Below are 25,144 nucleotides of genomic sequence, written 5' to 3'. Positions count from 1 at the left end.
GGCGGGCGTGGAGGCGAGCGATGGTAGGGGCGACGATGGGCCGGAAACGGTCAGGGGGACGACATGACACTCGTGGATCGGCTGCGGAAGGAGACCCAGGCGCACCAGGCCTGTGTGGAGGCACTGCCCTGCTTCCAGGCCCTCGCGGCCCGAGCCCTGCCTCCCGAGAGTCACCGGGCCCTGCATCAGGCGCTCGTCCTCCTTCATGAGGCGCTGACGCGAGCGCTCGCCGCCACGTCCCATCCCGTCCTGGCGGCGCTCGGAGCCGAGGCTCCGTCCGTCCATCCGCTCCTCGAGGCGGGGCTCGTCTCCAGCACGCCCCCGGAAAGGCTCGAGAATCCCGTGCTCATTGGCGCCATCGCGCTCGGGGAGCGGATGCGTTCCGCGGCGCACCGCGAGCCCCTGTCCCTGCTCGGCTACCATTACGCGCTGCGCCTGGCCCTCCTTCCTCTTCCCGGCACGTCACCCTGGCTTGATTTCGCGCAGCGGCTCGAAGGCGTGGCCCTCGAGGCCGCGGAGCAGGAGGGGCTGGTCCGCGCGGCTGCCGAGGCCTTCTCCGAGGTGCGGAGCCTGCTCGACACGCTCCATCCTCCTCGCGAGCACCCGCCCACCTGGTGGCTCAATCGGGACGCTGGAGGACATCCCATCACCACGGACCTCGACGAGCTGCGTGCCGCCCTGCGTGCCGCCGAGGCCTCCTGGGAGGAGTTCCCCTATTACGCCTGGCGCTACGGCGAGCGCGGCCGTCAGTTCTCCTGGAGCGACAGCGCCTGGCTGGTGACGCTCGGCGGACAGGACGAGGCGCAGGTGTGGCGGCACATCTCCTGGCTGGGCGGGCTGCTGGCCAGCCGAGGCATGCCGCGCTTCATGCTCGAGCGGCACCTGGGGGTGCTCTCCCGTGAGCTCATCCACGCGAAGCCCGCACGCCGGCAGGACTACGACGTCCTGTTCCGGGTCGCGGAGCGCATGGCTGGGGAGCGGCGCCGCATCCTCGGCGACGACGAGCTGCGCATGTTCGGGGAGGACTTCGACGCGCGCGTGGGGCCGGAGTGGAGCCAGCGGCTGCACGGAGCGGGGGTGCTGCTGGCGGCCGCCGTGGCGGACGAGTACGGGGGGCTCGCCCAGGCGGTTCCGAGCCTTGTCTCGTGGATGAAGGAGCCCTCTCGCTTTCCCGCTCCGTGGATTCGCGCGGTCGAGCAGACCCTCGTGCGGGCCCGCTCGCTCTGCCGGGTGCGTTTCCCCTCCGGCGTGGCCGGGCGGGAGTGAGGCCGGCGGGCTCAGCGCGGCACCGGCTCGTCCTTCCAGAGCGCGAAGCCGCCCAGCAGCCCGGCGACGTTCTCGGTGACTTGCACGTTCTCGGGGAGCGGGGCGTCGAGCAACCGGGCGTTGCCGCCGCCCACGTAGATCTTCCGGGGGTTCCAGATGGGCTGGATCTGCTCCAGCACCCGCTGCACGTGCTTGACCCACTTCTTGTGGCCCACGCGCTTCAGCGCGGCGTTGCCCACGTACTCCTCATACGTCTTCCCGTGGCGGAACGGATGGTGGGCGAGCTCCAGGTTGGGCACGTACTTGCCATCGACATACAGCGCGCAGCCCATGCCGGTGCCCAGCGTGAGGACCATCTCCACGCCACGCCCCTCGATGACGCCGAATCCCTGCACTCCGGCGTCGTTGAGCACGCGCGTCGGGCGGCCCGTGACCTTGGACAGCTCCTCGGCGAGCTTGAACCCCGCCCAGCTCTTGTGGAGGTTGGGCGCCGTCTTCGTCACGCCCTCCTCCACCACCCCGGGGAAGCCCACGGAGACGCGGTCGAACTGGCCGAGGGGCGCGATCAGCTTCTTCAGCGCGCCCATCACCGCCTTGGGGGTGGCGGGCTTCGGCGTGACCACCCGCTGGCGCTCGGTGAGCGGCTTCCCATCCGGTCCGAGCACGAGTGCCTTGAGCCCGGTTCCTCCGATGTCGATGGCCAACGTCCTGGGACCGGGCGCGGCGGTCTCCCGGGCGGTCTTCTTGCGCGGCGACGGTTCGGGGGCCTCGTCGGGGGACATCGGTTCCTCCATCGGTGGAGCGCCAGTGTAGGGCTCGCCACCCGGACGGCAACGGTTCCGGACTCAGCGGGCGCTGAGCCGTATGCGATTGGACATGTGGCGAAGCCGCGTAGGATGGGCCCCTTTTCTGGAGACCCCATGAATCGGACTCTCGGCTGTGTGATGGTGTGTCTGGTGCTGTGCCTCCCGTGGTCGCTCCGGGCTCAGGAGTCCGCCGGTGGCAGCGCGGCGGAGGTCGAGGCCACCCATCAGGCCCTGCGCGCCATCAAGAACGACATGGAGCAGGCGCTCAACGCGCAGGACCTCGACAAGCTGCTCTCGCACGTCCACCCGAACGTCGTCTTCACCACGATGAACAACGACGTGCGCGTGGGCAAGGACGCCATCCGCGCCTACTACGACAAGATGATGAATGGCCCGGACCGCGTGGTGCGGAAGCTCACCGCGAAGTTCGAGGTGGACGAGCTCACGCGCCTGTACGGCAACGCGGGCGTCGCCCAGGGCTCCTCGGCCGACCACTACGTGCTCACCGATGGCACGGACATCACCGTCAACTCCCGGTGGACCTGCACCCTCGTCAAGGAGGGGGACCGGTGGCTCATCGCCGCCTTCCACTACTCGACCAACGTGTTCGACAACCCCGTGCTCGGCATGGTGAAGCGCACGGCGCTGGTCTATGGCGGCATCGCGGTGGTGGCCATGCTCATCGTCGGCATCGTCATCGGCCGCTTCACGGTGCGCCGGAAGGTGACGAGCTGAGCCCGGCCGTCTCTCGCAGGAACGGGAACTTCCGGGGCAACCGCCTCGCCCAGAAGCCCTCGATGGAGCGGTGGAACAGCCGCAGCAGGGCCACGCCGGAGCGGCCCTCGAGCCCGGCCAGCTCCACCGCCGACTGGTCGAGCAGGACACGTGCCCGGCCGTGCTCGGCCACCACCCAGGCCCGCCCCGCCGCCGAGCCCACCAGGTCCTCGTAGCGCAGCGGGTCCAGGCCCTCGGCCCGCACCGCCCGGGTCACCTCGGCCGGCACGTTGAGCAGGCCCTTGCGGAGGTCCTCGTGCAGGTCTCGCAGCGTGGAGCACCAGCCGAAGGCCTCGAGCAGGGACGGCGCATCGGACGCACGGACGCCGACTCCGGCCACGTGCAGCATCAGGCCTACCGACAGCAGGAAGGTGTCCCGGTGGTGGGCACGGAGGGCCTCGGCCTCGAGCTCCTGGTGGTGGAGCACGCGCTCGCGGTCCCGCCGCATGATGCGCACGAGCCGCACCGCATCGGCGCGCGCGCCCTCGTCCCCGAGTCCGGAGAGGAAGTCACGGCCCAGCGTGGAGGCCACGTCCGTGCCGCTCCAGTGGCCGGTCTCCATCTGGACGAGGAGGGCGTCCACCCATTCGAGCGGCTCGCCGGGGATGGGGCGATCTCCATCCAGCACGTCATCCACGAGCTGGAGGAAGCAGAAGCCCGTCCGGGCCACCCGGGTCTCGCGCCACCGGGGCAGTGCGTAGCGATAGAGGCCCAGGGCGATCAGCAGGTAGCGTGGGTGGCGGCGGGAGAAGTGGTACAGCTCCCGAGCGCAGAGCGCTTCCAGCCGGAGCGCCTCGAGGAACTCCGGGCGGGAGGCCCGGGCCGCCACGAAGCGCCACGTTCCCCAGGCGAGGAGCGCGCCCGCCACCACGTCGGCCAGGTGGTGCTCGTGGATGAGCAGGGTGGACGCCGCGATGGCCGCGGCCCAGAGGCCGAACAGGCTCCGCGCGAGCCAGCCCCCGCGCTCGCCATAGGCCAGGGCGGCCGTGCTCGCGAACGCCACGTGCAGCGAGGGCAGGTAGTTGCGCTCGAGGTTCATCGTATCGGCCAGGAAGAAGACGCTGGCCCAGCTCCCGCTCACCTCCCGGGGCGGCCAGGCCACCTCGACCGGGAGCACCAGGAAGCAGACGGCGCCCACCACCGTCTGCAGACAGAGCGCGAGCACGAAGGGCACCATCTCGCGCCACGTCCGGAAGACGAGCAGCGAGAGCATCAGCAGCACGTCCATGCTCACGTAGACGGCCGCCCAGGCGGGCACGAAGGGGATGTGCCGCTCGAAGGGCAGCTCCACGTGCACGCCCCCCGTGTAGAAGCCCGTCACCGCGCTCGCGCCACCGTAGACGAGCAGGAAGAAGAGCGAGAAGCCGAGCGCCATCGCGCCCGTGAGGGCCAGCTCGTCACGGCGGGGCCAGCCGAAGAAGGGAGGGCGGGTGCTCATCGCTCCGCTCATTGTTCCTCCACGGGCGCGGGGAGGGGCTGGGGGCCTCGCCACATGGACAGCCAGATGCGCAGGAAGGAGGGGCGGGGCACGTCCTCGTCCACGTAGCGGCCCAGGTAGAGCCACGGCACGCGCGGATGGCGGTGGTGGGCGCGGTGGTAGTGGTAGTTGAGGAACAGCCAGCGCACGGGCGCGGCCACGCGCAGATCCCACGCTCCGTCGCGCACGTGCAGCGGAGACCAGGCATGGTCCGCGTACTGGAGCGAGCTCCAATTGACGGCGAACGCCGCGTAGCACAGCGCCTGGCCGGACACGCTGAGGTCCAGCGCGAGCACCAGCCCGGCCTGCACGGCCAGCATGAGCAGGAGCTCGAGCCGGATGGTGGTGCCCGGCGCGTCCTCGAGCCGTCCGAGGTAGGCGTCGGCGCCGGTCTGCTCGCCGTAGCGGGTGCCCGGGCCCCGGAGCCGTTGCAGCAGGCCGGGGAAGAGGGCGAAGGCGAGGCAGCCCACCGGCACGAAGGCCCAGTAGAGCCCGGTGAGGATGGAGTACCACTGCGCGTGCTTGAGGAAGCGGTTGTCCCCGGGGCGCAGGTAGTCGAACTGCTCCAGCTCGGTGCGGTTGTTGCGGTGGTGGGTGAGGTGGAAGGTGCGCTGCAGCGTGTACGAGGTGGGAAAGAAGGCCGCCGCGAGCCGCCCCAGCCAGTCATTGGCGCGCCGGGAGGAGTGGAGCACGCCGTGCGTCGCCTCGTGGAGCAGCGAGAAGACGGTGTTGTTCACATAGGAGAACGCAACGGCGGCCAGCAGCCGCGCGGCGAGCGGCTCCGCGTGCGAGGCGAGCCAGAGGCACCCGGCGCAGGTGGCCAGGGCGGCGGCGAGCAGCACGGTGTTGAGCGTGGCCGGAATGGGGGCGTCGTCACCCGCGCTCGTCATCGGTGTCCTCCGGGAGCTGGGCGGCGAAGTCGAGCAGGTGGCGCAGCACGGGGTCGGCCACGGCGGCGCCGGGGTTGAAGCGCATCCCGTCGAGCACGGAGAGGTCGCGCCGCAGGAACGAGGTGAAGAGCCACCGCGACACGGCGAGGCGCAGCCGGTCGAGCCCCGGTACCCGGCCCGGAGGCGCGGCGAAGGACATCCACACCGATGTGCCCTCGGGGTGGGGGCGGAACCCGGCGAGCAGGGCGCTGCGGGTGCGGCCGAGGTCGCTCTCCACGGAGAGGAGCGTTCCGCCATGGAGGGTGATGGTGACGCGGATGTGGTCGCGCGACAGCGCCTTCATCAACCGGTCGCTGAGCCCCGTGCCGATGACGCGGGACGTGTAGCGCAGCCGGAGCGTGAACGGGTCCAGGCGCTCCACGGTGGGCGCGTCCCTCAGCTCGCGGTGGTGCACGGTGCGCAGGTGCTCGATGTCGAAGGAGTTCGCCGCGATGGGCAGCCACGAGCACCCGACGGTCACGGGCGGGCCGGTGCGCCAGCGCAGCTCGGGGCTGCCCACCTCGGGCGGGGGAAAGAGGCTCACCGGGCCGTTGAACACGAGGATGGCGCCGTAGCGCTCCACCACCGGGAAGGCCCGCTGTCCCGGCTTGCCCGTGGTGTCAGGACGTCCCGGCGCCGCGCGGCAGATGCCACTGCCGTCGAACCGCCAGTGGTGCAGCGGGCAGCGCAGGTGCTCGCCGACGACGGTGCCGTGCGCGAGGTGGGCCCCCATGTGGGCGCAGTGGGCGGAGAGGGCCTGGACGCGTCCGCTCTGGCCTCGAAAGAGCACGAGCTCCCGTCCGCCGAGGCTCCAGCCCCTCACCTGTCCGGGCCGGAGGGCTTCGGAGGGACACGCGAGGTACCAGGAGCGCAGCCGGGCCGGCTCGGAGCGACGGACCGGGTCCGCCCACGCCACGACATTCACCGCCATGGCGGCAACCTACCGGATGCTCCGCTACCAGGTGAAGCGCAGGGCGAAGTCCATGCCCGGCTCGGCCAGGTTCTCGACGGACACCGAGAGCGGTTGACGCGACAGCCGTTGGGCGCCGCTCACGAAGACACCGCGCGTCCACGCCGGTCCCATCAGCTCGCCCTGGAAGACGATGCGGGCGGCGCCCGGTCCGAGCTGTTCGTACCTGCGCTGGCCGTACGTCATCGCCGCGCGGATGGAGGCCAGGGACCATTTCAGGATCTCGTGCATGTCCCGGGGCACCATCATCCACATCCCCTTGCCCAACGGGGAGTCGAGGAATCTGCGGATGCTGAAGCCCGCGAGCTGCTCGAGGGCCTCCCCATAGGGGCATCCCGTCCGTGTTTCCGCGGTGAGCGCCGCCACGTCGCAGAGCCTCAGCATGTCCGCGACGCGGTAGTTGAAGGAGCCCGGGCCCACGAGGGCCGGGATGAGGCTTCGGACCTCCTCGGCCACGGCGGGGCCGTAGAGCTCCGAGAGGCCCAGCAGGATGTCCTCCTGGTTCTGCCCATGGGTGAACGCGTCCGGTGTGGCCCGCGTGACGCGGTGTAACAGCGCGTCTCTCGTGTCCATCGCCCCTCCATTCTACGCTGCTCGTCCTGGGCGGGCTCAGGTGACGACGCCGGGGACGGGGCCGGAGCGGGGCAGGGTGACGGTGATGCGGGTGCGCGCGTCCCCGGTGGTGAGCGAGAGGCTGGCGCGCCCCTCGTAGGCGAGGGCGAGCCGGCGCTCCACGGTGGGCAGGCCGCTGCTGCCCTCGCGCGGCCCCTTGGAGGCGCCGGGGTTCTCCAGCGTGAAGACGAGCGCGTCTCCCCGGGCCTGGACGCTCAGGGAGATGAGTCCCCGGTGGCCGGCGGCGGGCCCGTGCTTCACCGCGTTCTCCGCCAGCGGCAGCAGGACGAGCGGCGGCACGGGAAAGGCTTCCAGGCCAGGGTCCACCTCGACGGAGAGCTGGAAGAGGTCCGGGTCGCGCAGCAGGTGCAGGTTGAAGAGGGTGCGCACCAGCTCCAGCTCGCGCTCCAGGGGCCAGGTGGCGGCGCGCACCCCGGCCAGCACGCTGCGCAGCATGGCGGAGAGCCGCAGCACGGCGGCCTCGGCCACCGCACCGTCCGTCTGGCACCACTCGGCGATGGCGTTGAGCGTGTTGAAGAGGAAGTGCGGATCCAGGTGGCTGCGCAGCGCGAGCAACTGGGCCTGCTCGGCCTCCACCTCGAGCCGGGCGGCGCGGGCGCGCTCCAGGGCGAGGCTCTCCTCGAAGCCGATGTCCCGGCCCAGGCCCCAGCCCCCCACCAGGAAGAGGGCCGCGCAGACGGCGAGGCTGTAGCGGTCCGTGAGGAAGGTGGGCCCCATGTCCAGCACCTTGGGCACCACGGCGCCCACGGACAGCACGACGCCCACGCCCACGGTGGCGTAGAGCAGCAAGCGGATACCGCCGTGGCTGAAGTCGAGGCCCTCGGGGAAGAGGACGCGGTAGGACACCGGCGCCACGGCCACGCAGAGGGCACACAGCAGCACGCCCAGGGGCGCCGCCATGGGCTCATACGGGCTGAAGCGGACCTGGGCGGCCACCAGCGGCAGGCTGATGAGGACGATGGGGAGCAGCCGCCTGGGCACGAAGAGCGCCTTGAGGGTGGCGCGGACGATGGAGCCTTCGTTCATGGCGGACCGGGTGTGAGCATACCACCCGGCCCAGGCCCAGGCGGTGGGGCTCACGTGGGGGTTTCCCTCGCCCCGGCGGTGCCCAGCGCCAGGGCTCCGAGCAGGACGAGGGGGAAGAGGAGGACGGCCAGGGGGACGAGCAGGGCACGGCTGGTGGGGGCCATGGTGCGCTCCGGGCTGTGGGGGGTCATCCCCACAGTGTCTCGTTTCCCTCTGACATGGGCGGCCGGCCAGCCGAGCGGTCGAAAGCCGGGGGTGAACGGTCTCCCGGCCCGCCTCAGCGCGCGAGCGTCTCCGCCAGGGCGTCGGCGTTGCGGACGCAGTCGGTGAGGCCCACGCCCTTGTAGGCGTTGCCGGTGAGGGACAGCCCGGGCAGGCGGGCCAGGCCCTCGTCGATGGCGGCCATCCGCGCCAGGTGGCCCACGTTGTACTGGGGGATGCCCCGCTTCCAGTGGAAGACCTCGGTGAAGACGGGCTCGGCCGAGACGCCGGCCAGCTCCCGCAACTCCTCGCGCGCCAGCGTCACCAGCGCCGCGGCATCCATCTCCACCAGGTCCGGCCGCTTCGCCCCGCCCACCATGCAGGTGTAGAGGACGCGGCCGCCCTCGGCGCGCCAGGGGAAGGTGGCCGAGGCATGGATGACGCCCAGCACCCGCCGCCGCTCCACCGTGGGCACCAGGAAGCCGAAGCCGTCCTGCGGCGGCACGGTGCCCGGCGCGTAGCCCAGGTGCACCACGGCCACGGGCGCGTAGGCGATGCCCGCAACCCGCGCCGCGAGCTTCTCGTCCAGCGGCCGCAGCAGCTCCGCCGCCACGTACGCCGGCACCGTCAGCACCACCTTGTCCGCGGCCAGCTCCGCCTGCTGTCCGTGCTCCTCCACCGCGAGCCGCCAGCCGTTGCCCTCGCGTCGCAGCCCCACCAGCTTCGTCCCGGTGCGCGCCACCGGCCCGAGCGCCTGGGCCAGGGCGTCCACCAGCACCTGCAGGCCGCCGTCGAACGAGGCCACCTGGCCCGAGGGCTTCGGCGCGCCCTCACCGGGGGGCAGGGCCTTCCGCGCCTCCTTCTGGGCGCGCACCATGCCCAGCACGAGGCTGCGGTGCTTCTTCTCCAGCTCCACCACCTTGGGGAAGATGGCGCCCACGCTCAGCGCCTCCACGTCGCCCGCGTAGATGCCCGTCTGCATGGCGTCCACCAGCACCGCCGTGGCCGTGCGTCCCACGTGGCGCCGCCCGAAGTCCGCCAGCGACTCCTCGCCGTCCGGTGCGCGCCGGGTGAAGAGCTCGCCCATCATCCGCAGCTTCGCACCCCAGGGCACCACGTCCGACTTCAGCAGGGCCGGCGGGGACTGGGGCACCTCGCGGAGCCTGCCCCGGCTGTAGACGTAGCGCCGTTTCGCCGCGGGGTCCGCCGTGCGGATGCGCCCCTCGATGCCCAGGCTGGCCGCCAGCGTGCGCAGCGTGGGCTCGCGGTCCACGAAGCTGTTGGGACCCGCCTCGGTGATGAACCCGTCCCGGCTGCGCGACTGGATGTAGCCCCCGAGCCTCGGGCCCGCCTCCAGCAGGGTCACCCCGGCTCCCCGCGAGCGCAGCCCATGGGCCAGGGCCAACCCACTGATTCCGCCTCCAATGATGACGACGCTCATGCTCGGTTCCACTCCCGGTGCAACCCGGATTTCCACCGGCGGTCCATGCCGGGTCAAGTACCGCGGGGCAGCATGTCTTTTCGGGGGCGAGCGGGCATTTAATGGACGCCATGCGCTACGCCATTACCGGTGCCAGCCGAGGCCTGGGCCTCGAGTTCGTTCGTCAGCTTCTCAACCGTGGAGACACCCTCGAGGCGGGGGTCCGTACTCCCTCCGAGGCCCGGCAGCTCCAGGAGCTCGTCCGGGGTGCGGAGGGCCGGCTGCGGCTGCACGCGCTGGACATCTCCGAGCCGAAGAGCGTGGACGCCTTCGCCGCCGCGGTGGGGCAGGGCCAGCCGCTGGACGTGCTCATCAACAACGCGGGCGTCTACGGGAAGGATGGGGCGCTGACCGAGCTGGATTACGAGTCGATGGCGAGCACCTTCGCCGTCAACACGCTGGGGCCCCTGCGGCTCACCGCGGCCCTGCTGCCGGCCCTGCGGCGCGGCTCGGCGCGGCGCATCATCCACATCACCTCGCAGATGGGCTCCATCGGCGACAACGGGATGGGCGGCTCCTACGGCTACCGCATCTCCAAGGCCGCGCTGAACATGGCCATGCGCAACATGCACGTGGACCTGCATGGCGAGGGCTTCGTCACCATCTCCATGCACCCCGGCTGGGTGCAGACGGACATGGGTGGCCCCCAGGCGCCGCTGCGCCCCGAGGAGTCCGTGCGCGGGATGCTCAACGTCATCGACCGGCTCAAGGCGGAGGATGGCGGCCGGTTCTTCAGCTACCAGGGGCAGGAGCTCCCCTGGTAGCTCACGGGTAGAGGACTTCCGTCCTCCAGCCGTTGCCCTCGCGCAGGTAGACGAGCCGGTCGTGCAGCCGGCTCGGCCGCGCGTGCCAGAACTCGATGCGGTCGGGCACCACCCGCAGGCCCGACCAGTGCGGCGGCCGGGGCACCGTCTGGCCCTCGTACTCGCGGGTCAGCTCCTCCACCCGGGCCTCCAGCACCTCGCGCGAGGGCAGTGTCTGGCTCTGCAGGCTGGCCCACGCGCCCACCTGGCTCCCGCGGGGCCGGCTCTGGAAGTACGCATCCGCCTCCGCGTCCGACACCCGCTCCACGCGCCCCTCTATCCGGACCTGCCGCTCCAGCGGCTGCCAGAAGAAGCTCAGGGCCGCCCAGGGGTGGCCCAACAGCTCCCGCCCCTTGCGGCTCTCCAGGTTCGTGTAGAAGACGAAGCCCCGCGCGTCGAAGTCCTTGAGCAGCACCACGCGCGTGGACGGCCTGCCGTCGGGCCCCACCGACGCCACCGTCATGGCGTTGGGGTCCACGGGAATGACGCGCTTGGCCTCCTCGAAGAGGGCCGCGAAACGTTCGAACGGATCCAGGGGATGTTCCACGCCCCCCACCATACCAACCCGCTCCCGGAGTGCGAGCCGCGTGTTGGGGTTGACTCGCGCGTCACACACGGCATCGTCTCATTCCATGAAGATTCTCTACGTGGCCTCCGAAGTCGCCCCCTACTCCAAGACGGGCGGACTCGGGGACGTGGCGGGGGCGCTGCCCGCGGAGCTGGCGGCGCTCGGCCACGAGGTGAAGGTCGTCTCTCCTCGCTACGGGTCTATCCCGAGGGAGCGTCTCACCCCCACCGGCCACCACCTGGAGCTGCGCTTCCCCTTCGGCGTCGAGCGCGGGCCCATCCTCTCCCTGCGCCCCTCGCCCAACCTGGAGCTGCTCTTCCTGGAGAACGAGCACTTCTACAACCGGGGCGGCATCTACGGGGACATGTGGGGCGAGTTCGGCGACAACCACCGCCGCTACGCCTATCTGTCCATCGGCGCGCTCCAGGCCGCCCAGCGCCTGGGCTTCACCCCGGACATCGTCCACCTCAACGACTGGCAGACGGGGTTGACGGCGGTGGCCCTCCGGCGCGCCTACCAGGCCACGGCCCTGGGGCGGGCCCGGAGCGTCCTCACCATCCACAACCTCGCCTACCAGGGCCAGTTCGGTAAGGAGATCATGGGCGACCTGGGGCTGCCCTGGGAGCTCTTCACCTCCGAGCACGGGCTCGAGTTCTACGACACCGTCAACTTCCTCAAGGGCGCCCTCCAGTTCTCCGACGCCCTCACCACCGTCTCGCCCACCTACGCCCGGGAGATTCAGCAGCCGGAGGGGGGCGCCAACCTGGACGGGCTGCTGCGCAAGCGCCAGGGGGTGCTCAGCGGCATCCTCAATGGCATCGACGTGCACGAGTGGAACCCGGAGACGGACCCGTACCTCCCGGAGCGCTACGGGGCGGACGACCTCACGGGCAAGGCCGCGTGCCGGCGCGCGCTGCTGAGCCGCTTCGGGCTGGAGCCGGAGACGCGGGCGCCGGTGTTCGGCATCGTGTCGCGGCTGGCGTGGCAGAAGGGGGTGGATCTGCTGCTGGAGGTGATGCCCCAGGCGCTCCAGGCGGACATCCGCTTCGTGGCGGTGGGCAGCGGCGAGGGCCGGTACGAGGACGGGCTGCGCACCCTCCAGCACCACTTCCCCGGGCAGGTGGGGACGTTCATCGGCTTCGACCAGGGGCTGAGCCACCTGGTGGAGGCGGGGGCGGACTTCTTCATCATGCCCAGCCGCTACGAGCCGTGCGGGCTCAACCAGATGTACTCGCTGCGCTACGGGACGGTGCCCATCGTCCGGGCCACGGGCGGCCTGGTGGACACGGTGGATGGGAGCATGGACGGGGATGGCCTCCTCTTCGAGGCCTTCCACCCGGCGGCGCTCCTGGCGGCCCTGCGGCGGGCCCAGGCCCTCTACGCCGAGCCGGAGCGGCTGCTGGGCTTCCGGCGCCGGGGCATGGGCCGGGACTTCTCCTGGGCGGCGTCGGCGCGCAAGTACGAGCGGCTATTTACGTCCCTGCTGACGCAATAGTGGGTGTTCAACACAAAGAGGGGTAGGCTGGGGACGTGTCGCAGCAAGCACCTGACCTGGGTGGGTATGAGGTCGTCGGCCGACTGGCGGTTGGCGGGATGGCCGAGGTGTACCAGGCACGGGCGAAGCCCACCACGCAGCGCTCTCCGGGCGAGCCGGAGGACGTGGTGCTCAAGCGCCTGTTGCCCACGTACCGCAACGATGGCGCCTACGTGAAGGCCTTCGTCGACGAGGCGAAGCTCACCGTGCGGCTGCGCCATCCCAACATCGTCCGCACCTTCCGCCTCTTCAAGGCGGGGCCGGACTACCTGATGGTGCAGGAGCTGGTGTCGGGCCGGACGCTCGGCTTCATGCAGGAGCTGTTGATGAAGGCGCGGACGGCGATGCCGCCCGAGGCCGCCTGCTACATCTGCTGGAGCACGCTCAAGGCGCTGGACTACATCCACCGCGCGAAGCTGGGCGAGGGCGGGGCGGCGGGGGGCAGCATCGTCCACCGCGACGTGAACCCGGCCAACATCCTGCTGAGCGTGGCGGGGGACGTGAAGCTCACCGACTTCGGCGTGGCGGACGTGGAGGGCGTGACGCGCGGGGACACGGGCGCGCTGCGCGGCACGCTGCCGTACATGAGCCCGGAGCAGGTGCTGGGCCAGACGGTGGATGCGCGCAGCGACTTGTACTCGGTGGGCGTCATCTTCTGGGAGCTGCTGGCCAACCGGCGCCTGCACGTCGCGGACGGCGAGGCGGAGATGATGCACAAGGTGCGGGACGCGCGGGCGCCGCTGCTGTCCTCGGTCGCGCCGGAGCTGCCGGACTACGCGGTGCAGGTGGCGCGCAAGGCGCTCTTCGCGGACAAGGCGCGCCGCTTCCAATCGGCCACGGAGTTCATCCGCGCCCTGGAGGTGCTGGCCCGCCGCGCCGGGTGGCCGCTCTCGGTGGAGGCGCTCAAGCCCCTCCTGGGGGGCTGATGCGCCGGCTCGCGCTCCTCCTGTGGGTGCTGCCGTGGCTGGCCGGGTGCGCCGGGGTGACGCTGCGGCCGCACGCGCTGGACAAGGCGGTACGGGTGGAGGAGGTGGGGCTCGCCTTCACGCCGGAGGGCATCGGAGAGCTCACCCTGCGCCTGGACGTGGAGAACCCCACCTTCTGGGACGCGCAGGTGACGGGGGTGGACTTCGAGCTGCTGCTCAACGGGCAGCGCTACGCGGTGGGCACGCGCGGGTTGACGGGCCTGCCGCTGGCCGCGGACGCGCGGCGCACCCTCACGGTGTCCTTCCCGCTGCGGTCCGCGCCCGCGGAGGGCGAGCCTCCTCGCACGTGGCGGGTGGAGGTGGGCGGCGGGGTGGCGCTGACCTTCGGCGAGACGGTGCGCCTGCTGCCCTTCCGCGCCGAGCGCTCCCTGCGGCTCCAGCTCCGGCCTGGCATGCCCCGGCCGGAGTGAGGCCAGGGGCGCTGAGCCCTACCGCTCAGGGGCGCACTCGCGCGTTGAATGGCAAGGTAATGATGAAGGTCGTTCCATCATTCTCGGTGCTATCGAACTCCAGTGTCCCCTCGTGCCGTTTGGTGATGATGCCATGGCTGAGCGACAGCCCCAGCCCGAGCCCTTCCCCAGGCCGCTTCGTCGTGAAGAACGGCTCGAATATCCTCTCGCGAACCGCTGCCGGAATCCCCGTCCCGTTGTCCTGGATGCGAATCTCCACACGGTCCTCCTGGCGGAGGGTGGAAACGCAAACGGCCGGAGCATAGCCGCCGAGCCCTTTCTTGTGCTGCTCGCTGACGGCATGCAAGGCGTTGCTCAGAAGGTTGAGCAGTGCGCGCCCCAGCTCCTGAGGGATGATCTCGACCGGGGGGAGTCCCGGCTCGAGCGCCCTCTCGACCGAGACAGGGACGCCGAGCCGCTGGCCCTTTGCGTCCTGGAGGAGGAGTCCGATGTGCTCCTCGATGAACCGGTTGAGGTCGACCCGGCTCCTCACTCCTGGCCGCACGGTCGCGTGCTCCAGCATGCTGCGCACGATTCCATCCGCGCGTTTCCCATGCTCGGCGATCTTCTGGGCTGTCTGTCTGCAGTCGTTGGCGAGCATCGCCAGGTCCGCCTGCTTGTCCGCTGGCAGGCTCTTGAACTCCTGCAACAACTCATCCGTCATCTCCACCAGCGAGAGCGAGAAGTTGTTGACGAAGTTGAGCGGGTTCTTGATTTCATGCGCGACTCCCGCCGCGAGCTGCCCCATGGACGCGAGCTTCTCCGCCTGAACGAGCTGCTCTTGCTTGCGGAGAATCTCCTCATTGGCCTGCCGCAGCTCGATGTTCCGCAACCGGTGGATCTCCCCCTCGAGCGCCTGGCGCCTGGCGGCCTCGCTCTCTTTCTTGGCCTCGTTGATCCGATTCGCCAGCGCGAGCGCGAACAGAATCATTTCCAGTGCCGAGCCCACCATGACGAGGTGCCGGGTCACGATGTTGGTGGGCAGCCACCCCTGATTGGAGAGGGGAACGAGAACGACGGCCAGGCAGAGCGAGCTCCAGCCCGCGAGGAAGAAGCGCGCTGGCCCGAAGCCACGCCTCCAAACGGCAATGGACACCCCGAGCAGCAACGGCCCGGACACCAGCGCCAGGGTGTTCCCGATGAGGAGTGACACTCGAACCGGGATGAAGGCGGCAAGCACCGTGGAGATGCCGCAGACCGCGAGCCATGCGCGCAGGAGCCGATCCAGCCCGGGCACCGTTCTGGAGGTATGCAAGAACGAGCGCGCGAACAGCACGACGCACAGCCCCCCCAGATGCGCGAGGGACTGAGGGATCCGCACCAGCCAGGGACCCGCGTCGGGAAGGTATTCATGGCCGATCCCCGAGAATCTCAGCAGGATGAAATGGCCGAAGAAAACGATATAGAGGACGTAGTAGAGGTAGGCCCGGTCCCTCAGAAAGACATACAAGACCGTGTTGAACAGCACCATGCTGGCCAGGATGCCGGCGTAGATCCACCAGGGAACCAGGAGAGACGCGGCGACTCGCGTCAGCTTGTCGCCCGTCAGGATCTCCACGGGCAGGGTCATGAGGGACGAGGTTTGAACGCGGATGTAGACGGTGACCGGTTCAGTGTGGGCCTCGGGCAGGTGGAAGGCATGAAACCGGTGGGCAACCTCCCGCATGGCCCATGGAACCCGTGCCCCACCCCGCCGGACATCAAAGGACCCGTCTGGCCGCTGGAAATAGACGTCTACCTGCTCCAGGGACGCGTTCATCACGGCCAGGAGCCAGCTCCGTTCTGGCGCCAGATTCTTTTCGAGATAGGAGAAGCGCACCCAGTAGGCGCTGCGCGAGAAGCCATGGGTGGGCGGGTCCATGGACGAGCGGATGAAGCGATGGGCGAGCTCGGGCCGAGACACATCCTCGATGGTCAATGCCTGGGACTCATCCTCCAACACGAACAGGCGCTGCCCGACGTGCCAGATGTCTTGTGTGCCCTCCACCACGACATCCGGTTGAGCCGCGAAGGCAGCTGACGCGCTGATGAAGAACAGAAAGAGCGCGATGGCCTTGGCTGGAGTGAGGCTCAGGCCTTGGCCTCCTGGCTCGCGCCGTCCTTGCCCGTGGCGTCCTTGGGCGGCGCGGGCTCCTTGCTGGGCGTCTTGAGCTTCGTCATCCGCACCCGGTCGATGCGCGCCCCTTCCTTGGCGTGCACCGTGAAGGCCCAGCCGTTGTAGGTGAAGCGCTCGCCCACGTCCGGCAGGTGCCCCGCCATGGACGACAGGAAGCCGCCCAGCGTGTCGAAGTCCCCGTCCGGCAGCGAGAAGCCGAAGGCCTGGGTGAACTGCTCCACCTCCAGCGCGGCGTCCACCAGGAAGCTCCCGTCCTGCTGCTTCTCCACCTGCTTCTCCTCCACCTCGAACTCGTCGCCGATGTCGCCGACGATCTCCCGGAGGATGTCCTCCAACGTGACGATCCCCATGAAGCCGCCGTACTCGTCCACCACGATGGCCATGTGGATCTTCTTGCGCTGCATCTCGCGCAGCAGATCTCCAATCGGCTTGAGCCACGGCACGAAGTGCGCCGGACGGATGATGTCCTGCAGGACGATCAACTCGGGGTGCTGGAGCAGCGGAATCAGATCTCTCGCGTGCAGCACGCCGAGGATGTGGTCCACGTCATCCCGGTAGACGGGGATGCGCGAGTGGTTCTCCTCGGCCAGCAGGCGCAACACCTGCTCGGGCGGGGTGGAGATGTCCACGCACACCACCTCGGTGCGAGGCACCATCACGTCCCGGCAGCGCTTGTCGGACAGCTCGAAGATGGAGCGGATGAGCTGGGGAGCGCTCTGGTCCACCTCCTCCTTGGCGGCCTGGGCGGCGAGCAGCTTCTCCAGCTCCTCGAGGGGCGGAGGCGGGGGCTCGAAGCGCAGGATGCGGCCGAAGCCGCGGGCCACCAGGTTGATGGGCACCATGAGCAGCCGCATGGGCGGGAAGAAGAGGAAGACGAGCACCGAGACGAGCCAGGACAGGCGCAGCGCCCAGCGCTCGGGGCCGGCGTTGGCCAGGCCGCGCATCGTCACCTCGATGAGGGCGGCGAGCACACCCACCAGCAGGGCGCCCGCGAGCACCGTGGCCACGTCCAGCCACGCGGCATTGCCCCACCGGCTGAAGTTGAGCAACTGCGGGGGCACGAAGGAGCCGATGGCGGCGGCGAGGAAGCCGCACAGCACGCTGCCCATGCGCAGGGCCGTGGCGGTCGCCTCGCGCTCGGTCTTGTGGCGGAGCACCCGGCCACCGGCTTTCGGAGTGGACTTCGCCAGCTCCTGGGCACGCAGGTCGGAGGTGCCATAGAGGGCGGACTCGGCGGCGGCGACGAAGCCCCGGAGGAGGATGAGGGCCAGGCAGGCGGTCCAAAGGACCCAGGGAGGCATAGGACCTCCCTACATACCCCGTGGTAAGAGCAGACGCACACTTTCCGAGAGGACCGGGGTGCGCATGCGTCCACCAGTGAGCCGCAGGGCCCTTCCATTGCTCGCCTTCCTGGCCGCCCTCCTGCTGGCGCCGCTCCGGGCCTCGGCCTGGCCGGTGGACCTGGTGATGGCGCTGGAGCCGGGCAAGGAGCGCTTCCACAAGCTGAGCGTCGTGGACTTCGTGGAGGTGGAGGACCCGTCCATCGCCACCGCCGAGGTGCTCGAGGGCAGCAACGAGCTGCTGCTCACGGGGCTCAAGCCCGGGCGCACGTTGCTGCTGCTGTACGCCGAGGGGAAGTTCGCCGTGTGGCGGCTGGTGGTGGGCTCGCCCCCCGAGCCCCTGCCCGCCACCGAGCCCCTGGTGGCCGCGGCGCGCAAGGCCTGCCCGGGACTCCAGGTGGCCCAGGGGGCCGAGCGGGGCCTGACGGCCGGGGTGAAGGACTCACGCTGCCGTGAGGCGCTGCGCGCGCTGCTGAAGACGGACGCGTACCTGGCGCGAGAGCTGGAGCTGACCTTCGAGCTGCCCCTGCTCCAGGAGCAGCTCACCTCGCTGACGCCGGTGTTGAAGGGCCTGGGCCTCGGCGTGAGCTACCGGGGGGCGGGGTTGGTGCTGGAGGGCTCCACGACGCCGGAGGGGCACCGGAAGGCATTGTGGGAGCTGTTCCGCCAGTCGGTGGGCCGTGTGCCGCTGGAGGACCGCGTCACCGTGCAGCGGCCCGCACGCCCCGATGCCGGCACGCCCGCGGATTGAGGTCCGCGACGGTGTGCCCCTGGGCACCGCGCTGATACCGAGCCCAATTTCCCCTCTCCCGAGGGGAGAGGGGATAGCGGTCACATTTCCTGAAGAGACTCAGGGCGCCACGGCCTCCGGACTCCGGGGCGTCTCGAGCACCGCCCGGGCCGCGTCGATGGCCTCGTGGGTACCGGCCAGCGCGAGCACATCCCCCTCCCGCAGCACCTCCTGCGCGGTGGGCACGACCGCTCCGCCCTCGCCCCGCTGGATGGCCAGCACCGTGGCCCCCGTCATTCCCCGCAGATTCAACTGCGCGAGGCTCCGCCCCACCGCCGGACTGGAGGCCTCGAGCCGCACCGGTGTCGGCTCGCCGAGCCCGGGCAGGATGGCATGGAGTGTCTTCAGCTGCTCCTCCTGCTTCTCCTCGTTCCCCACATGCGTCTGGGCCGCGAGCGCCGAGACGATGACCTGCGAGCCCGCGCGCACGTGCCCCTGCAGATGGGTGGCGCTGCGCCAGAATCCCACGGCCATCACCACGAGCTGCACGAGCAGCACGGCCGCGCCCTGGAAGCCGGGGATGAAGGGCTGCGTCAGCGCGACGAGCGGTATGCCCACGCTGAGCAGGCTCGCCAGCTGGAGCGTCACCACCAGCGCGCGCCGGGGCGCGGCGGCCCGATCCAGCTTGCCCTCTCCGGGAGGCAGGGCCAGGTCCGCGAGCAGCACGCCCATTCCCCGCGCCATCCGGACGATGCCCACGAGGAACGGCACCGCCAGCGCCGAGGCCAGCCCGATGACGAGCAGGCGCGCCACCGACGCCCCCAGTCCACCTCGGCTCTCGACCGTCGTGGTGAGCCGCTCGAGGAACACCGACGTCCCGATGACGAGCGCGGCGAGCAGGGCCGCGTCGATCACCATCAGGCGCACCATGCGGCGGATCCTCGCGCCGGTGGTCTTCTGCGGCGGCGCGGCGCGCAGGCCCTCCACCCAGCTCCCATAGAGCGCGGCGAACGTCTGGAGCGGTTTGGGCAGCTTGCGGTCCACGAAGTTGGCCACCGGACCCGAGGCCCGGATGAGGAAGGGCGTGGTGAGCGTGGTGATCGCCGAGACGGCCACCGCCACCGGATAGAGGAACGCGCCCGTGGCGTTCAGCGACAGCCCCAGGCCCGCGATGATGAAGGAGAACTCGCCAATCTGCGCCAGGCTCAGGCCGGACTGCACCGCCGTGCGCGTCCCATTCCCCGTGAGGAACACGCCCAGCGACACGCCCACCAGCTTGCCCACGATGACCACCCCCGTCAGCACGGCCACCGCCACCCAGTGCTGCGCCACGAGCGCGGGGTCGATGAGCATGCCCACCGACACGAAGAAGATGGCGGCGAACACGTCTCGCACGGGCTGCACCAGGTGCTCGACGTCCTTCTCCTTGCCGGACTCCGCCACCAGCGAGCCCGCGAGGAACGCGCCCAGCGCCACCGAGTAGCCGAACTCCTGCGCCAGCAGCGCCACGGCGAAGCAGATGCCCACGCTCGTCACCAGCAGCGTCTCCGGCCGCTCGAGCTTGTGCACGGCCCGCACCACACGTGGAATCACCAGCAGCCCCACCACCACCAGCCCCACCAGGAACAGCCCCAGCCGGCCGATGGTCAGCGCCAGCTGCCCCGCCGACAGGCCCGCGCCGCTGGACACCGCCGTGAGCGTCGCCATCAGCAGGATGGCGATGAGATCCTCCACGATGAGCACCCCGACGACGATCTCCCGCAGCTTGCCCTTGATGCCCTGCTCGTCGAACGCCTTGGCGATGATGGTCGTGCTGGAGATGGCGATGATGGCGCCGACGAAGATGCTCTCGAGCGTCGTCCAGCCGAAGGCCCGGCCCACCACGAAGCCGAGCCAGATCATCAGGCTGCATTGGATGACGGCCGTGATGCCCGCCGTGGGGCCCACCTGGAACAGCTTGCGCAGGCTGAACTCCAGCCCGAGCGAGAACATGAGGAGGATGACGCCCAGCTCCGACAGCGTCTGGACGATGCCCGCGTCGGCCACGAGCGGAATGGGGACGTGGGGGCCGATGATGAGCCCCGCGATGATGTAGCCGAGCACCACGGGTTGGCGCAGCCGCTGGAAGATGATGGACGTCACCGCCGCGACGCAGAGGACCATCGCCAGGGCCTTGAGGAAGTCGTGAGCACCGTGCATCGCTGAATCACCTGCTGGAAATCGAGGGAGGGAAGGGAAGCGGAGGGCCTCGGAGGAGCGCACCGGCCCCGGAACGGCCGAGGGGCCGGTGCGCCCGCCCTTCCGTCAGCCGAACCGCTCGAAGGCGATGGCGGCGCCGATGATGAGCAGGCAGACGGCCACCGCGAGGATGAGCCGTCCCACCTGCCAGTGGGCGTGGCCTTCGTTGGTGGAGACTGGAGACGTCGTCGTTTCGTTCTGTTCGTTGCGCAAAGGGAATGCCTCACACGCACCAGGGGCCCTGGCGCGCGTTGGAAGAAGTGGAACTCCGGGACCGGAACGTCAGGCGGTCCGCGGAGGTCCTCGCGCGGGACAGTTGGCGACGATGGGGCGATCCGCGATGCGGCCGTGACGCGTGGGCAGCACGCACGACAACTGCCGTCTCGTGCGCTCCGCGAGCAGGGCTTCCGGCCGGATCGCCGGGCCGGGGCGCGCATCCGCTCGCGGGTGCAGCGGGGGCGGCTTGCTGGTGGGACGCGGCAGCTCCAGCTGGCCCTGCACCGGCGACACGTGGACGCCGAGCAGATTCTGATGCCGCCCGGGCAGATGGGCCGAGAGCGAGCGCCCGTGCTTCTTCGGCTCCCGGACCGTGGAGACCCGCCGGGCCTCCGTGTGCCCGGCGCCCCGGGCGTCCAGAGCACACACGCCGGCCACGACGGCCAACAGGAGGGCGCAGGCTGCGCCAACCAGGGCCATCCCTCGGGCGCTCGGGTGCTCGCGCCGGGATGCGGGGCCAACGGTTCTCATGAAAATTTGTGCTCAAAACCTCCTAACATCCGGAGCGCTTCCAGGGAAAGGCACTCTTCGAAAGCCGCCGCTGTCAGGCGCCCTCGTCGGGTTCGGCGGGTTCTCGCGCACCTCCGCCCCCCAGGCAGGCGGGCGGGCGTGGCCTCGTACCTGGGGGCGCACTTCCCCCGGCCGCCGGGTGCCTGGCTTCGGGCAGGGGCGGCGCACAGGGGCCGCCCGAGCCTGGAGCGGTGGGGGAGGGGCACACGGATGGGTCCGCACGCGTGGCCGTTGAATCTGGACTGGATCGGCCGCAGCGCGCTGCTGGCCCTGTGCGTGCTGGTGGAGCTCGGGCACTCCCCGCTGGACGCGCTCGCCCTGGCCAAGCGCCAGCGCCAGCGCGTCTCCCCCAGCCCCGAGCAGCTGGAGACCTTCATGGCCTGGTCCGAGGAGCGCCGCGTGAAGCGCTCGCTCTCCTGGATCGTGCCCACCTTCGACGCGCTGGCCGAGATCGCCTACAGCCACCTGCGCACCTCCTGATGGCTGGTGGACGCTCCATCTGTATGGCGGGTGGACGCTCCACTCCTCCCGGGTCGGACGCACCGTGAAGTCCTTGAATAGGGGGACCTCCACCCACAGATTCCACCCACTCCGTTCGAAAGGATAGCGACGCGTATGACCAGGGAAGTCTGGCCGGGCAAGCCGTACCCACGGGGCGCGACGTTCGACGGCACGGGGGTCAACTTCGCGGTCTTCTCGCAGGTGGCCACCCGCGTCGAGGTCTGTCTCTTCGATCCGCGGAACCCCTCGAAGGAGGTGGAGCGCTTCGAGCTGCCGTCGAGGACCGATGACGTCTGGCACGGCTACGTGCCGGGCCTGGAGCCGGGCACGCTCTACGGCCTGCGGGCCCACGGGCCCTACGAGCCGCAGAAGGGCCACCGCTGCAACCCGTACAAGCTGCTGGTGGACCCGTACGCCAAGGCGCTGCATGGCGAGGTGGACTGGTCCCAGCCCGTCTTCGGCTACACGCTCGGCAACGAGAAGCAGGATCTGATGCGCGACGAGCGCGACAGCGCCGCGGGCGTGCCCAAGAGCGTGGTGGTGGGCGACTCCTTCGACTGGGGCAACGAGCGCCGCCCGGACGTGCCCTGGCGCAAGACGGTCATCTACGAGGCCCACGTCAAGGGCCTCACCATGCGCCACCCCAAGGTGCCCGAGAACCAGCGCGGCACCTACGCCGCCCTCGGCCACCCGGCCATCATCGAGCACCTGCTCAAGCTGGGCGTCACCTCGGTGGAGCTGCTGCCGGTGCACGCCTTCGCGGATGACTCCTTCCTCGGCGAGAAGGGCCTGTCCAACTTCTGGGGCTACAACACCCTGTGCTACTTCGCCCCCGAGGCCTCCTACGCCAGCCGCCGCACGCCGGGCGGCGCCGTCAACGAGTTCAAGGGCATGGTGAAGGCCCTGCACGCCGCCGGCATCGAGGTGCTGCTCGACGTCGTCTACAACCACTCGTGCGAGGGCAACCACCTGGGGCCCACCCTGTCGCTCAAGGGCGTGGACAACGCCAGCTACTACTGGCTCATGCCCGAGGCGCGCTACTCCCTGGACTTCACCGGCTGCGGCAACAGCCTCAACGCCTCCAACCCCCAGGCCGCGCGCCTCATCGTGGACTCCCTGCGCTACTGGGTGGAGGAGATGCACGTGGACGGGTTCCGCTTCGACCTGGCCACCGTGCTCGGCCGCGTGGGCCAGGGCGAGTTCTCCCCCAGCGCCCCCATCTTCCAGATCCTCAACCAGGACCCCGTGCTCAGCCGGGTGAAGCTCATCGCCGAGCCCTGGGACGTGGGACTCGGCGGCTACCAGGTGGGCGGCTTCCAGGCGCCCTGGCGCGAGTGGAACGGCAAGTACCGTGACGCCCTGCGCCGCTACTGGAAGGGCGACGAGAACCTCGCCGGCGAGGTGGGCCACCGGCTCACCGGCTCCTCGGATCTCTACCAGGGCGCGCGCCGCCGGCCCCAGGCCAGCATCAACTTCGTCACCGCCCACGACGGCTTCACCCTGCACGACCTCGTCACCTACAGCCACAAGCACAACGAGGCCAACGGCGAGCACAACCGCGACGGCGCCGACGACAACCAGGCATGGAACTGCGGCGTGGAGGGCGAGACCGGGGACGCGGGCGTCGTCTCCCTGCGCGAGCGCCAGAAGCGCAACCTGCTCGCCTCGCTCTTCCTCTCGCAGGGCGTGCCGATGATCGTCGCCGGTGACGAGATGGGCCGCACCCAGAAGGGCAACAACAACGCCTACTGCCAGGACAACGAGCTGTCCTGGGTGGACTGGAACCTCGACGAGCGCCGCCTGGCCCTGCTCGAGTTCACCTCGCGCCTCATCCAGTTCCGCCACCGCCAGCCGGTGCTCCAGCGCCGCCGCTTCTTCCAGGGCAAGCACATCTGGGACTCGGAGTACAAGGACCTCGCGTGGTTCCGCCCGGATGGCACGGAGATGGGCCAGGAGGACTGGCAGAAGCCCTTCACCCGCTCGCTCGCGTTCCTCCTGGGGGGGGATGCCATCCCCTCGCCCGACGAGCGCGGCCAGCGCGTCATCGGCGACGCCCTCCTGGTGCTGCTCAACGCCCACCACGAGCCCGTCCGCTTCATCGTGCCGCCCCCGGCCCAGGGCTCCCGGTGGGTCATCGAGTTCTACACCGCGGATGACCAGCGAGGCCCCGAGGAGCCCGTGCCCTCCGGCCCCTTCGAGCTGACGGGCCGCTCGCTCGCCGTCTTCCGCGAGGTGCCGGCCCCCTAGGCCCGGTGCTCGGGCGGGCGGGCATCCTCCCGCCCCTCGGGGAATAGGGGCCCGGCTCCGGCCCCGCGCTTGTCTCCCGCCCCGGCCGTGCGGACCGTGTGTCCCGGGGACGGCACGCCCGTGGCGGGGCGGGAGCGTGGATCGTGGCCTTTGCGATTGTTTCGATTCTCTGGATCGACCTGAGCATCCGCCAGAAGCTTTCGGGCCCCATCGGATGGCCGGGTCTGGCCCTGATGGCGGTGGGGCCCGCCGGATTGGCCATGATGATCGTGCAACGCATCCGCGCGGAGCCGACGCCCGAGGAGCGGGCGGCGTTCTGGGCCATCTTCCATTCGCCACCGGGGACCATCGGCGCGGTGGTGGTGACGCGCAATGGCGTGCCCGAGGTGATTGCCACCGTGCGCAGCACCGAGGAGTACTTGAAGCTGGCGGGCTCGGGCCAACTGCCCGCCGATCACCGCGTCTACCTGCCCGATGACATCATCTGAGCACCGTGCGCCCCCGGGGAGGGTTGGGCTGGAGCACCGGCTCCGGGAACGTCACGCCCTCGCAGAACCCGCCTTCGCGGGGGTGGGGGCGAGTTGCACCTGTACGTGGCCTCGTGGGGCGGTGCGGGCTCGGGTGGTAGACGTCTACCACTCGGGTGTGCGTATGTGTCGAAAGGTACTCCTTTGGTGGTAGACGTCTACCACTGGGAAGGGGGAGGAAGGCTCGGGCCCTGGGCTCTCGCCGGGAGCGGGTGGGTGACGACGGCCCCCTTGGATGGAAAGCCTGGCCCGTACCGTCCGGCTATGCTCCGGCGACCGTGGCCGTGAGACGGGAGAAGCTCCGGGAGGAGTGCGCATGACGCCGCCGCCGAAGAAGCACCTGGGCCCGAAATCAGGGCGGCCCGGCAAGGGCCCACCGTTGCCCATTTCTGGCGAGGCCTTCCAGCTCGTCCCCCACGGGGCGGCGCTGGCCGTCGTCCAGGCCGGGCCCGGCCAGCGCGAGGACGCCTGTGGCGACGTGCTCACCCGCGCCCAGCTCGAGCAGGCACTGTGCACCCACTGCATCCCCACGGTGCCGGCCTCGGCGCTGTCGGGCTACCTCTCCAGCCTGCACGCGCTGCCCGCCTTTGACAGACATGCCCCGGGCCCCTTCTCCCGGGAGCCGGGCATCAGCACGCTCTCGCGCGGCGACTGGCGCGGCACCCTCGGCGAACTGTCGGCCCGGCACGCCGGCATGCTTCCCCAGCAGGACCTCAACGCCGTGCGCTACAACCACCCCATCTTCGACCTGCGCGAC

At 70.4% G+C, this 25,144-nt stretch carries 25 protein-coding genes; 11 read left to right on the top strand and 14 right to left on the bottom strand.

Going from position 1 to position 25,144, the window contains the following annotated elements:
- Positions 1-63 precede the first annotated feature (63 nt).
- The gene (locus tag AC16DP_RS03205; protein WP_329730827.1) at positions 64-1,266 is read left to right on the top strand and encodes a heme oxygenase-like domain-containing protein; all 1,203 of its coding nucleotides are present in this window, start codon (positions 64-66) and stop codon (positions 1,264-1,266) included.
- 11 nt (positions 1,267-1,277) lie between these two features.
- On the opposite strand, the gene AC16DP_RS03200 is transcribed toward AC16DP_RS03205, so the two are convergent.
- Positions 1,278-2,048, bottom strand: a complete 771-nt coding sequence (locus AC16DP_RS03200) for an ROK family protein (protein WP_329730828.1) — start codon at positions 2,046-2,048, stop codon at positions 1,278-1,280.
- Positions 2,049-2,186: 138 nt separating this feature from the next.
- Here AC16DP_RS03200 and AC16DP_RS03195 point away from each other — a divergent pair, with 138 nt between their 5' ends.
- The gene (locus tag AC16DP_RS03195) at positions 2,187-2,807 is read left to right on the top strand and encodes an SgcJ/EcaC family oxidoreductase (RefSeq protein ID WP_329730829.1); all 621 of its coding nucleotides are present in this window, start codon (positions 2,187-2,189) and stop codon (positions 2,805-2,807) included.
- Here the strand turns inward: AC16DP_RS03195 and AC16DP_RS03190 are convergent.
- The 7 genes from AC16DP_RS03190 to hemG form a co-directional block, all read right to left on the bottom strand.
- Entirely contained in the window at positions 2,779-4,284 is a 1,506-nt protein-coding gene (locus AC16DP_RS03190; protein WP_329730830.1) for a phosphatase PAP2 family protein, read from the bottom strand. The two genes, AC16DP_RS03195 and AC16DP_RS03190, sit on opposite strands and share 29 nt — an antisense overlap.
- A gap of 8 nt (positions 4,285-4,292) precedes the next feature.
- Positions 4,293-5,213 (bottom strand): fatty acid desaturase, encoded by a 921-nt coding sequence (locus AC16DP_RS03185; protein WP_329730831.1) that lies wholly within the window; start codon positions 5,211-5,213, stop codon positions 4,293-4,295.
- Entirely contained in the window at positions 5,197-6,183 is a 987-nt protein-coding gene (locus tag AC16DP_RS03180) for a Rieske 2Fe-2S domain-containing protein (RefSeq protein WP_329730832.1), read from the bottom strand. The genes AC16DP_RS03185 and AC16DP_RS03180 overlap by 17 nt, the downstream gene beginning before the upstream one ends.
- Before the next feature lie 24 nt (positions 6,184-6,207).
- On the bottom strand, positions 6,208-6,795 hold the full coding sequence (locus tag AC16DP_RS03175; protein ID WP_329730833.1) for a DUF2378 family protein: 588 nt from the start codon (positions 6,793-6,795) through the stop codon (positions 6,208-6,210).
- 36 nt (positions 6,796-6,831) lie between these two features.
- Entirely contained in the window at positions 6,832-7,881 is a 1,050-nt protein-coding gene (locus AC16DP_RS03170) for a sensor histidine kinase (protein WP_329730834.1), read from the bottom strand.
- 50 nt (positions 7,882-7,931) lie between these two features.
- The gene (locus tag AC16DP_RS03165; protein ID WP_329730835.1) at positions 7,932-8,072 is read right to left on the bottom strand and encodes a hypothetical protein; all 141 of its coding nucleotides are present in this window, start codon (positions 8,070-8,072) and stop codon (positions 7,932-7,934) included.
- A gap of 86 nt (positions 8,073-8,158) precedes the next feature.
- Positions 8,159-9,523 carry a protoporphyrinogen oxidase gene (gene hemG / locus AC16DP_RS03160; RefSeq protein WP_329730836.1) on the bottom strand — a complete coding sequence of 455 codons (1,365 nt, stop codon included), beginning with the start codon at positions 9,521-9,523 and terminating at the stop codon, positions 8,159-8,161.
- 110 nt (positions 9,524-9,633) lie between these two features.
- Here hemG and AC16DP_RS03155 point away from each other — a divergent pair, with 110 nt between their 5' ends.
- The gene (locus AC16DP_RS03155) at positions 9,634-10,326 is read left to right on the top strand and encodes an SDR family oxidoreductase (RefSeq protein ID WP_329730837.1); all 693 of its coding nucleotides are present in this window, start codon (positions 9,634-9,636) and stop codon (positions 10,324-10,326) included.
- Between the two features lies 1 nt (position 10,327).
- On the opposite strand, the gene pdxH is transcribed toward AC16DP_RS03155, so the two are convergent.
- On the bottom strand, positions 10,328-10,924 hold the full coding sequence (gene pdxH, locus AC16DP_RS03150; RefSeq protein ID WP_329730853.1) for a pyridoxamine 5'-phosphate oxidase: 597 nt from the start codon (positions 10,922-10,924) through the stop codon (positions 10,328-10,330).
- Positions 10,925-10,997: 73 nt separating this feature from the next.
- Between pdxH and glgA the strand changes: the two genes are divergently transcribed.
- From glgA to AC16DP_RS03135, 3 genes are read left to right on the top strand one after another with little or no spacing between them, the layout of a single operon-like run.
- Complete coding sequence (glgA, locus tag AC16DP_RS03145) at positions 10,998-12,428, top strand: glycogen synthase GlgA (protein WP_329730838.1); 1,431 nt, start codon at positions 10,998-11,000, stop codon at positions 12,426-12,428.
- Between the two features lie 56 nt (positions 12,429-12,484).
- A complete protein-coding gene (locus tag AC16DP_RS03140; RefSeq protein WP_329730854.1) occupies positions 12,485-13,393 on the top strand; it encodes a serine/threonine protein kinase in 909 nt (302 codons plus the stop codon).
- Positions 13,393-13,863 carry a hypothetical protein gene (locus AC16DP_RS03135; RefSeq protein WP_329730839.1) on the top strand — a complete coding sequence of 157 codons (471 nt, stop codon included), beginning with the start codon at positions 13,393-13,395 and terminating at the stop codon, positions 13,861-13,863. The genes AC16DP_RS03140 and AC16DP_RS03135 overlap by 1 nt, the downstream gene beginning before the upstream one ends.
- Positions 13,864-13,888: 25 nt before the next feature.
- Here AC16DP_RS03135 and AC16DP_RS03130 read toward each other — a convergent pair whose 3' ends face one another.
- Positions 13,889-15,892 carry a sensor histidine kinase gene (locus AC16DP_RS03130; RefSeq protein ID WP_329730840.1) on the bottom strand — a complete coding sequence of 668 codons (2,004 nt, stop codon included), beginning with the start codon at positions 15,890-15,892 and terminating at the stop codon, positions 13,889-13,891.
- 80 nt (positions 15,893-15,972) lie between these two features.
- A complete protein-coding gene (locus AC16DP_RS03125) occupies positions 15,973-17,319 on the bottom strand; it encodes a hemolysin family protein (protein ID WP_329730841.1) in 1,347 nt (448 codons plus the stop codon).
- Between the two features lie 64 nt (positions 17,320-17,383).
- On the opposite strand from AC16DP_RS03125, the gene AC16DP_RS03120 reads away from it, so the two are divergent.
- A complete protein-coding gene (locus tag AC16DP_RS03120; RefSeq protein ID WP_329730842.1) occupies positions 17,384-18,109 on the top strand; it encodes a pilus assembly protein N-terminal domain-containing protein in 726 nt (241 codons plus the stop codon).
- A 99-nt stretch (positions 18,110-18,208) separates the two neighbouring features.
- Here AC16DP_RS03120 and AC16DP_RS03115 read toward each other — a convergent pair whose 3' ends face one another.
- The 3 genes from AC16DP_RS03115 to AC16DP_RS03105 form a co-directional block, all read right to left on the bottom strand.
- Positions 18,209-20,287: a monovalent cation:proton antiporter family protein gene (locus AC16DP_RS03115; protein ID WP_329730843.1), complete on the bottom strand. Its 2,079-nt coding sequence runs from the start codon at positions 20,285-20,287 to the stop codon at positions 18,209-18,211.
- A gap of 105 nt (positions 20,288-20,392) precedes the next feature.
- Positions 20,393-20,539, bottom strand: a complete 147-nt coding sequence (locus AC16DP_RS03110; protein WP_329730844.1) for a hypothetical protein — start codon at positions 20,537-20,539, stop codon at positions 20,393-20,395.
- 69 nt (positions 20,540-20,608) lie between these two features.
- The gene (locus tag AC16DP_RS03105) at positions 20,609-21,022 is read right to left on the bottom strand and encodes a hypothetical protein (RefSeq protein ID WP_329730845.1); all 414 of its coding nucleotides are present in this window, start codon (positions 21,020-21,022) and stop codon (positions 20,609-20,611) included.
- A 300-nt stretch (positions 21,023-21,322) separates the two neighbouring features.
- Here AC16DP_RS03105 and AC16DP_RS03100 point away from each other — a divergent pair, with 300 nt between their 5' ends.
- The 4 genes from AC16DP_RS03100 to AC16DP_RS03085 all read left to right on the top strand — a co-directional run.
- The gene (locus tag AC16DP_RS03100; protein ID WP_329730846.1) at positions 21,323-21,592 is read left to right on the top strand and encodes a hypothetical protein; all 270 of its coding nucleotides are present in this window, start codon (positions 21,323-21,325) and stop codon (positions 21,590-21,592) included.
- 135 nt (positions 21,593-21,727) lie between these two features.
- The gene (gene glgX, locus AC16DP_RS03095; RefSeq protein ID WP_329730847.1) at positions 21,728-23,860 is read left to right on the top strand and encodes a glycogen debranching protein GlgX; all 2,133 of its coding nucleotides are present in this window, start codon (positions 21,728-21,730) and stop codon (positions 23,858-23,860) included.
- A 143-nt stretch (positions 23,861-24,003) separates the two neighbouring features.
- A complete protein-coding gene (locus tag AC16DP_RS03090) occupies positions 24,004-24,348 on the top strand; it encodes a hypothetical protein (RefSeq protein ID WP_329730848.1) in 345 nt (114 codons plus the stop codon).
- A 355-nt stretch (positions 24,349-24,703) separates the two neighbouring features.
- Positions 24,704-25,144: hypothetical protein (locus AC16DP_RS03085; RefSeq protein ID WP_483956621.1), on the top strand; the 441-nt coding region annotated here is incomplete at its 3' end.

Source organism: Archangium sp. (assembly GCF_057119385.1).
The sequence above is the reverse complement of the archived record's forward strand: the minus strand, read 5'-3'. Positions and strand labels throughout refer to the sequence as shown.

What these genes read in the sequence shown, in the direction of transcription:
- AC16DP_RS03205 (WP_329730827.1), top strand. Translation starts at nt 64, where the DNA reads ATGACACTCGTGGATCGGCTGCGGAAGGAGACCCAGGCGCACCAGGCC.
- AC16DP_RS03200 (WP_329730828.1), bottom strand. Translation starts at nt 2,048, where the DNA reads ATGTCCCCCGACGAGGCCCCCGAACCGTCGCCGCGCAAGAAGACCGCC.
- AC16DP_RS03195 (WP_329730829.1), top strand. Translation starts at nt 2,187, where the DNA reads ATGAATCGGACTCTCGGCTGTGTGATGGTGTGTCTGGTGCTGTGCCTC.
- AC16DP_RS03190 (WP_329730830.1), bottom strand. Translation starts at nt 4,284, where the DNA reads ATGAGCACCCGCCCTCCCTTCTTCGGCTGGCCCCGCCGTGACGAGCTG.
- AC16DP_RS03185 (WP_329730831.1), bottom strand. Translation starts at nt 5,213, where the DNA reads ATGACGAGCGCGGGTGACGACGCCCCCATTCCGGCCACGCTCAACACC.
- AC16DP_RS03180 (WP_329730832.1), bottom strand. Translation starts at nt 6,183, where the DNA reads ATGGCGGTGAATGTCGTGGCGTGGGCGGACCCGGTCCGTCGCTCCGAG.
- AC16DP_RS03175 (WP_329730833.1), bottom strand. Translation starts at nt 6,795, where the DNA reads ATGGACACGAGAGACGCGCTGTTACACCGCGTCACGCGGGCCACACCG.
- AC16DP_RS03170 (WP_329730834.1), bottom strand. Translation starts at nt 7,881, where the DNA reads ATGAACGAAGGCTCCATCGTCCGCGCCACCCTCAAGGCGCTCTTCGTG.
- AC16DP_RS03165 (WP_329730835.1), bottom strand. Translation starts at nt 8,072, where the DNA reads ATGACCCCCCACAGCCCGGAGCGCACCATGGCCCCCACCAGCCGTGCC.
- hemG (WP_329730836.1), bottom strand. Translation starts at nt 9,523, where the DNA reads ATGAGCGTCGTCATCATTGGAGGCGGAATCAGTGGGTTGGCCCTGGCC.
- AC16DP_RS03155 (WP_329730837.1), top strand. Translation starts at nt 9,634, where the DNA reads ATGCGCTACGCCATTACCGGTGCCAGCCGAGGCCTGGGCCTCGAGTTC.
- pdxH (WP_329730853.1), bottom strand. Translation starts at nt 10,924, where the DNA reads ATGGTGGGGGGCGTGGAACATCCCCTGGATCCGTTCGAACGTTTCGCG.
- glgA (WP_329730838.1), top strand. Translation starts at nt 10,998, where the DNA reads ATGAAGATTCTCTACGTGGCCTCCGAAGTCGCCCCCTACTCCAAGACG.
- AC16DP_RS03135 (WP_329730839.1), top strand. Translation starts at nt 13,393, where the DNA reads ATGCGCCGGCTCGCGCTCCTCCTGTGGGTGCTGCCGTGGCTGGCCGGG.
- AC16DP_RS03125 (WP_329730841.1), bottom strand. Translation starts at nt 17,319, where the DNA reads ATGCCTCCCTGGGTCCTTTGGACCGCCTGCCTGGCCCTCATCCTCCTC.
- AC16DP_RS03120 (WP_329730842.1), top strand. Translation starts at nt 17,384, where the DNA reads ATGCGTCCACCAGTGAGCCGCAGGGCCCTTCCATTGCTCGCCTTCCTG.
- AC16DP_RS03115 (WP_329730843.1), bottom strand. Translation starts at nt 20,287, where the DNA reads ATGCACGGTGCTCACGACTTCCTCAAGGCCCTGGCGATGGTCCTCTGC.
- AC16DP_RS03105 (WP_329730845.1), bottom strand. Translation starts at nt 21,022, where the DNA reads ATGGCCCTGGTTGGCGCAGCCTGCGCCCTCCTGTTGGCCGTCGTGGCC.
- AC16DP_RS03100 (WP_329730846.1), top strand. Translation starts at nt 21,323, where the DNA reads ATGGGTCCGCACGCGTGGCCGTTGAATCTGGACTGGATCGGCCGCAGC.
- glgX (WP_329730847.1), top strand. Translation starts at nt 21,728, where the DNA reads ATGACCAGGGAAGTCTGGCCGGGCAAGCCGTACCCACGGGGCGCGACG.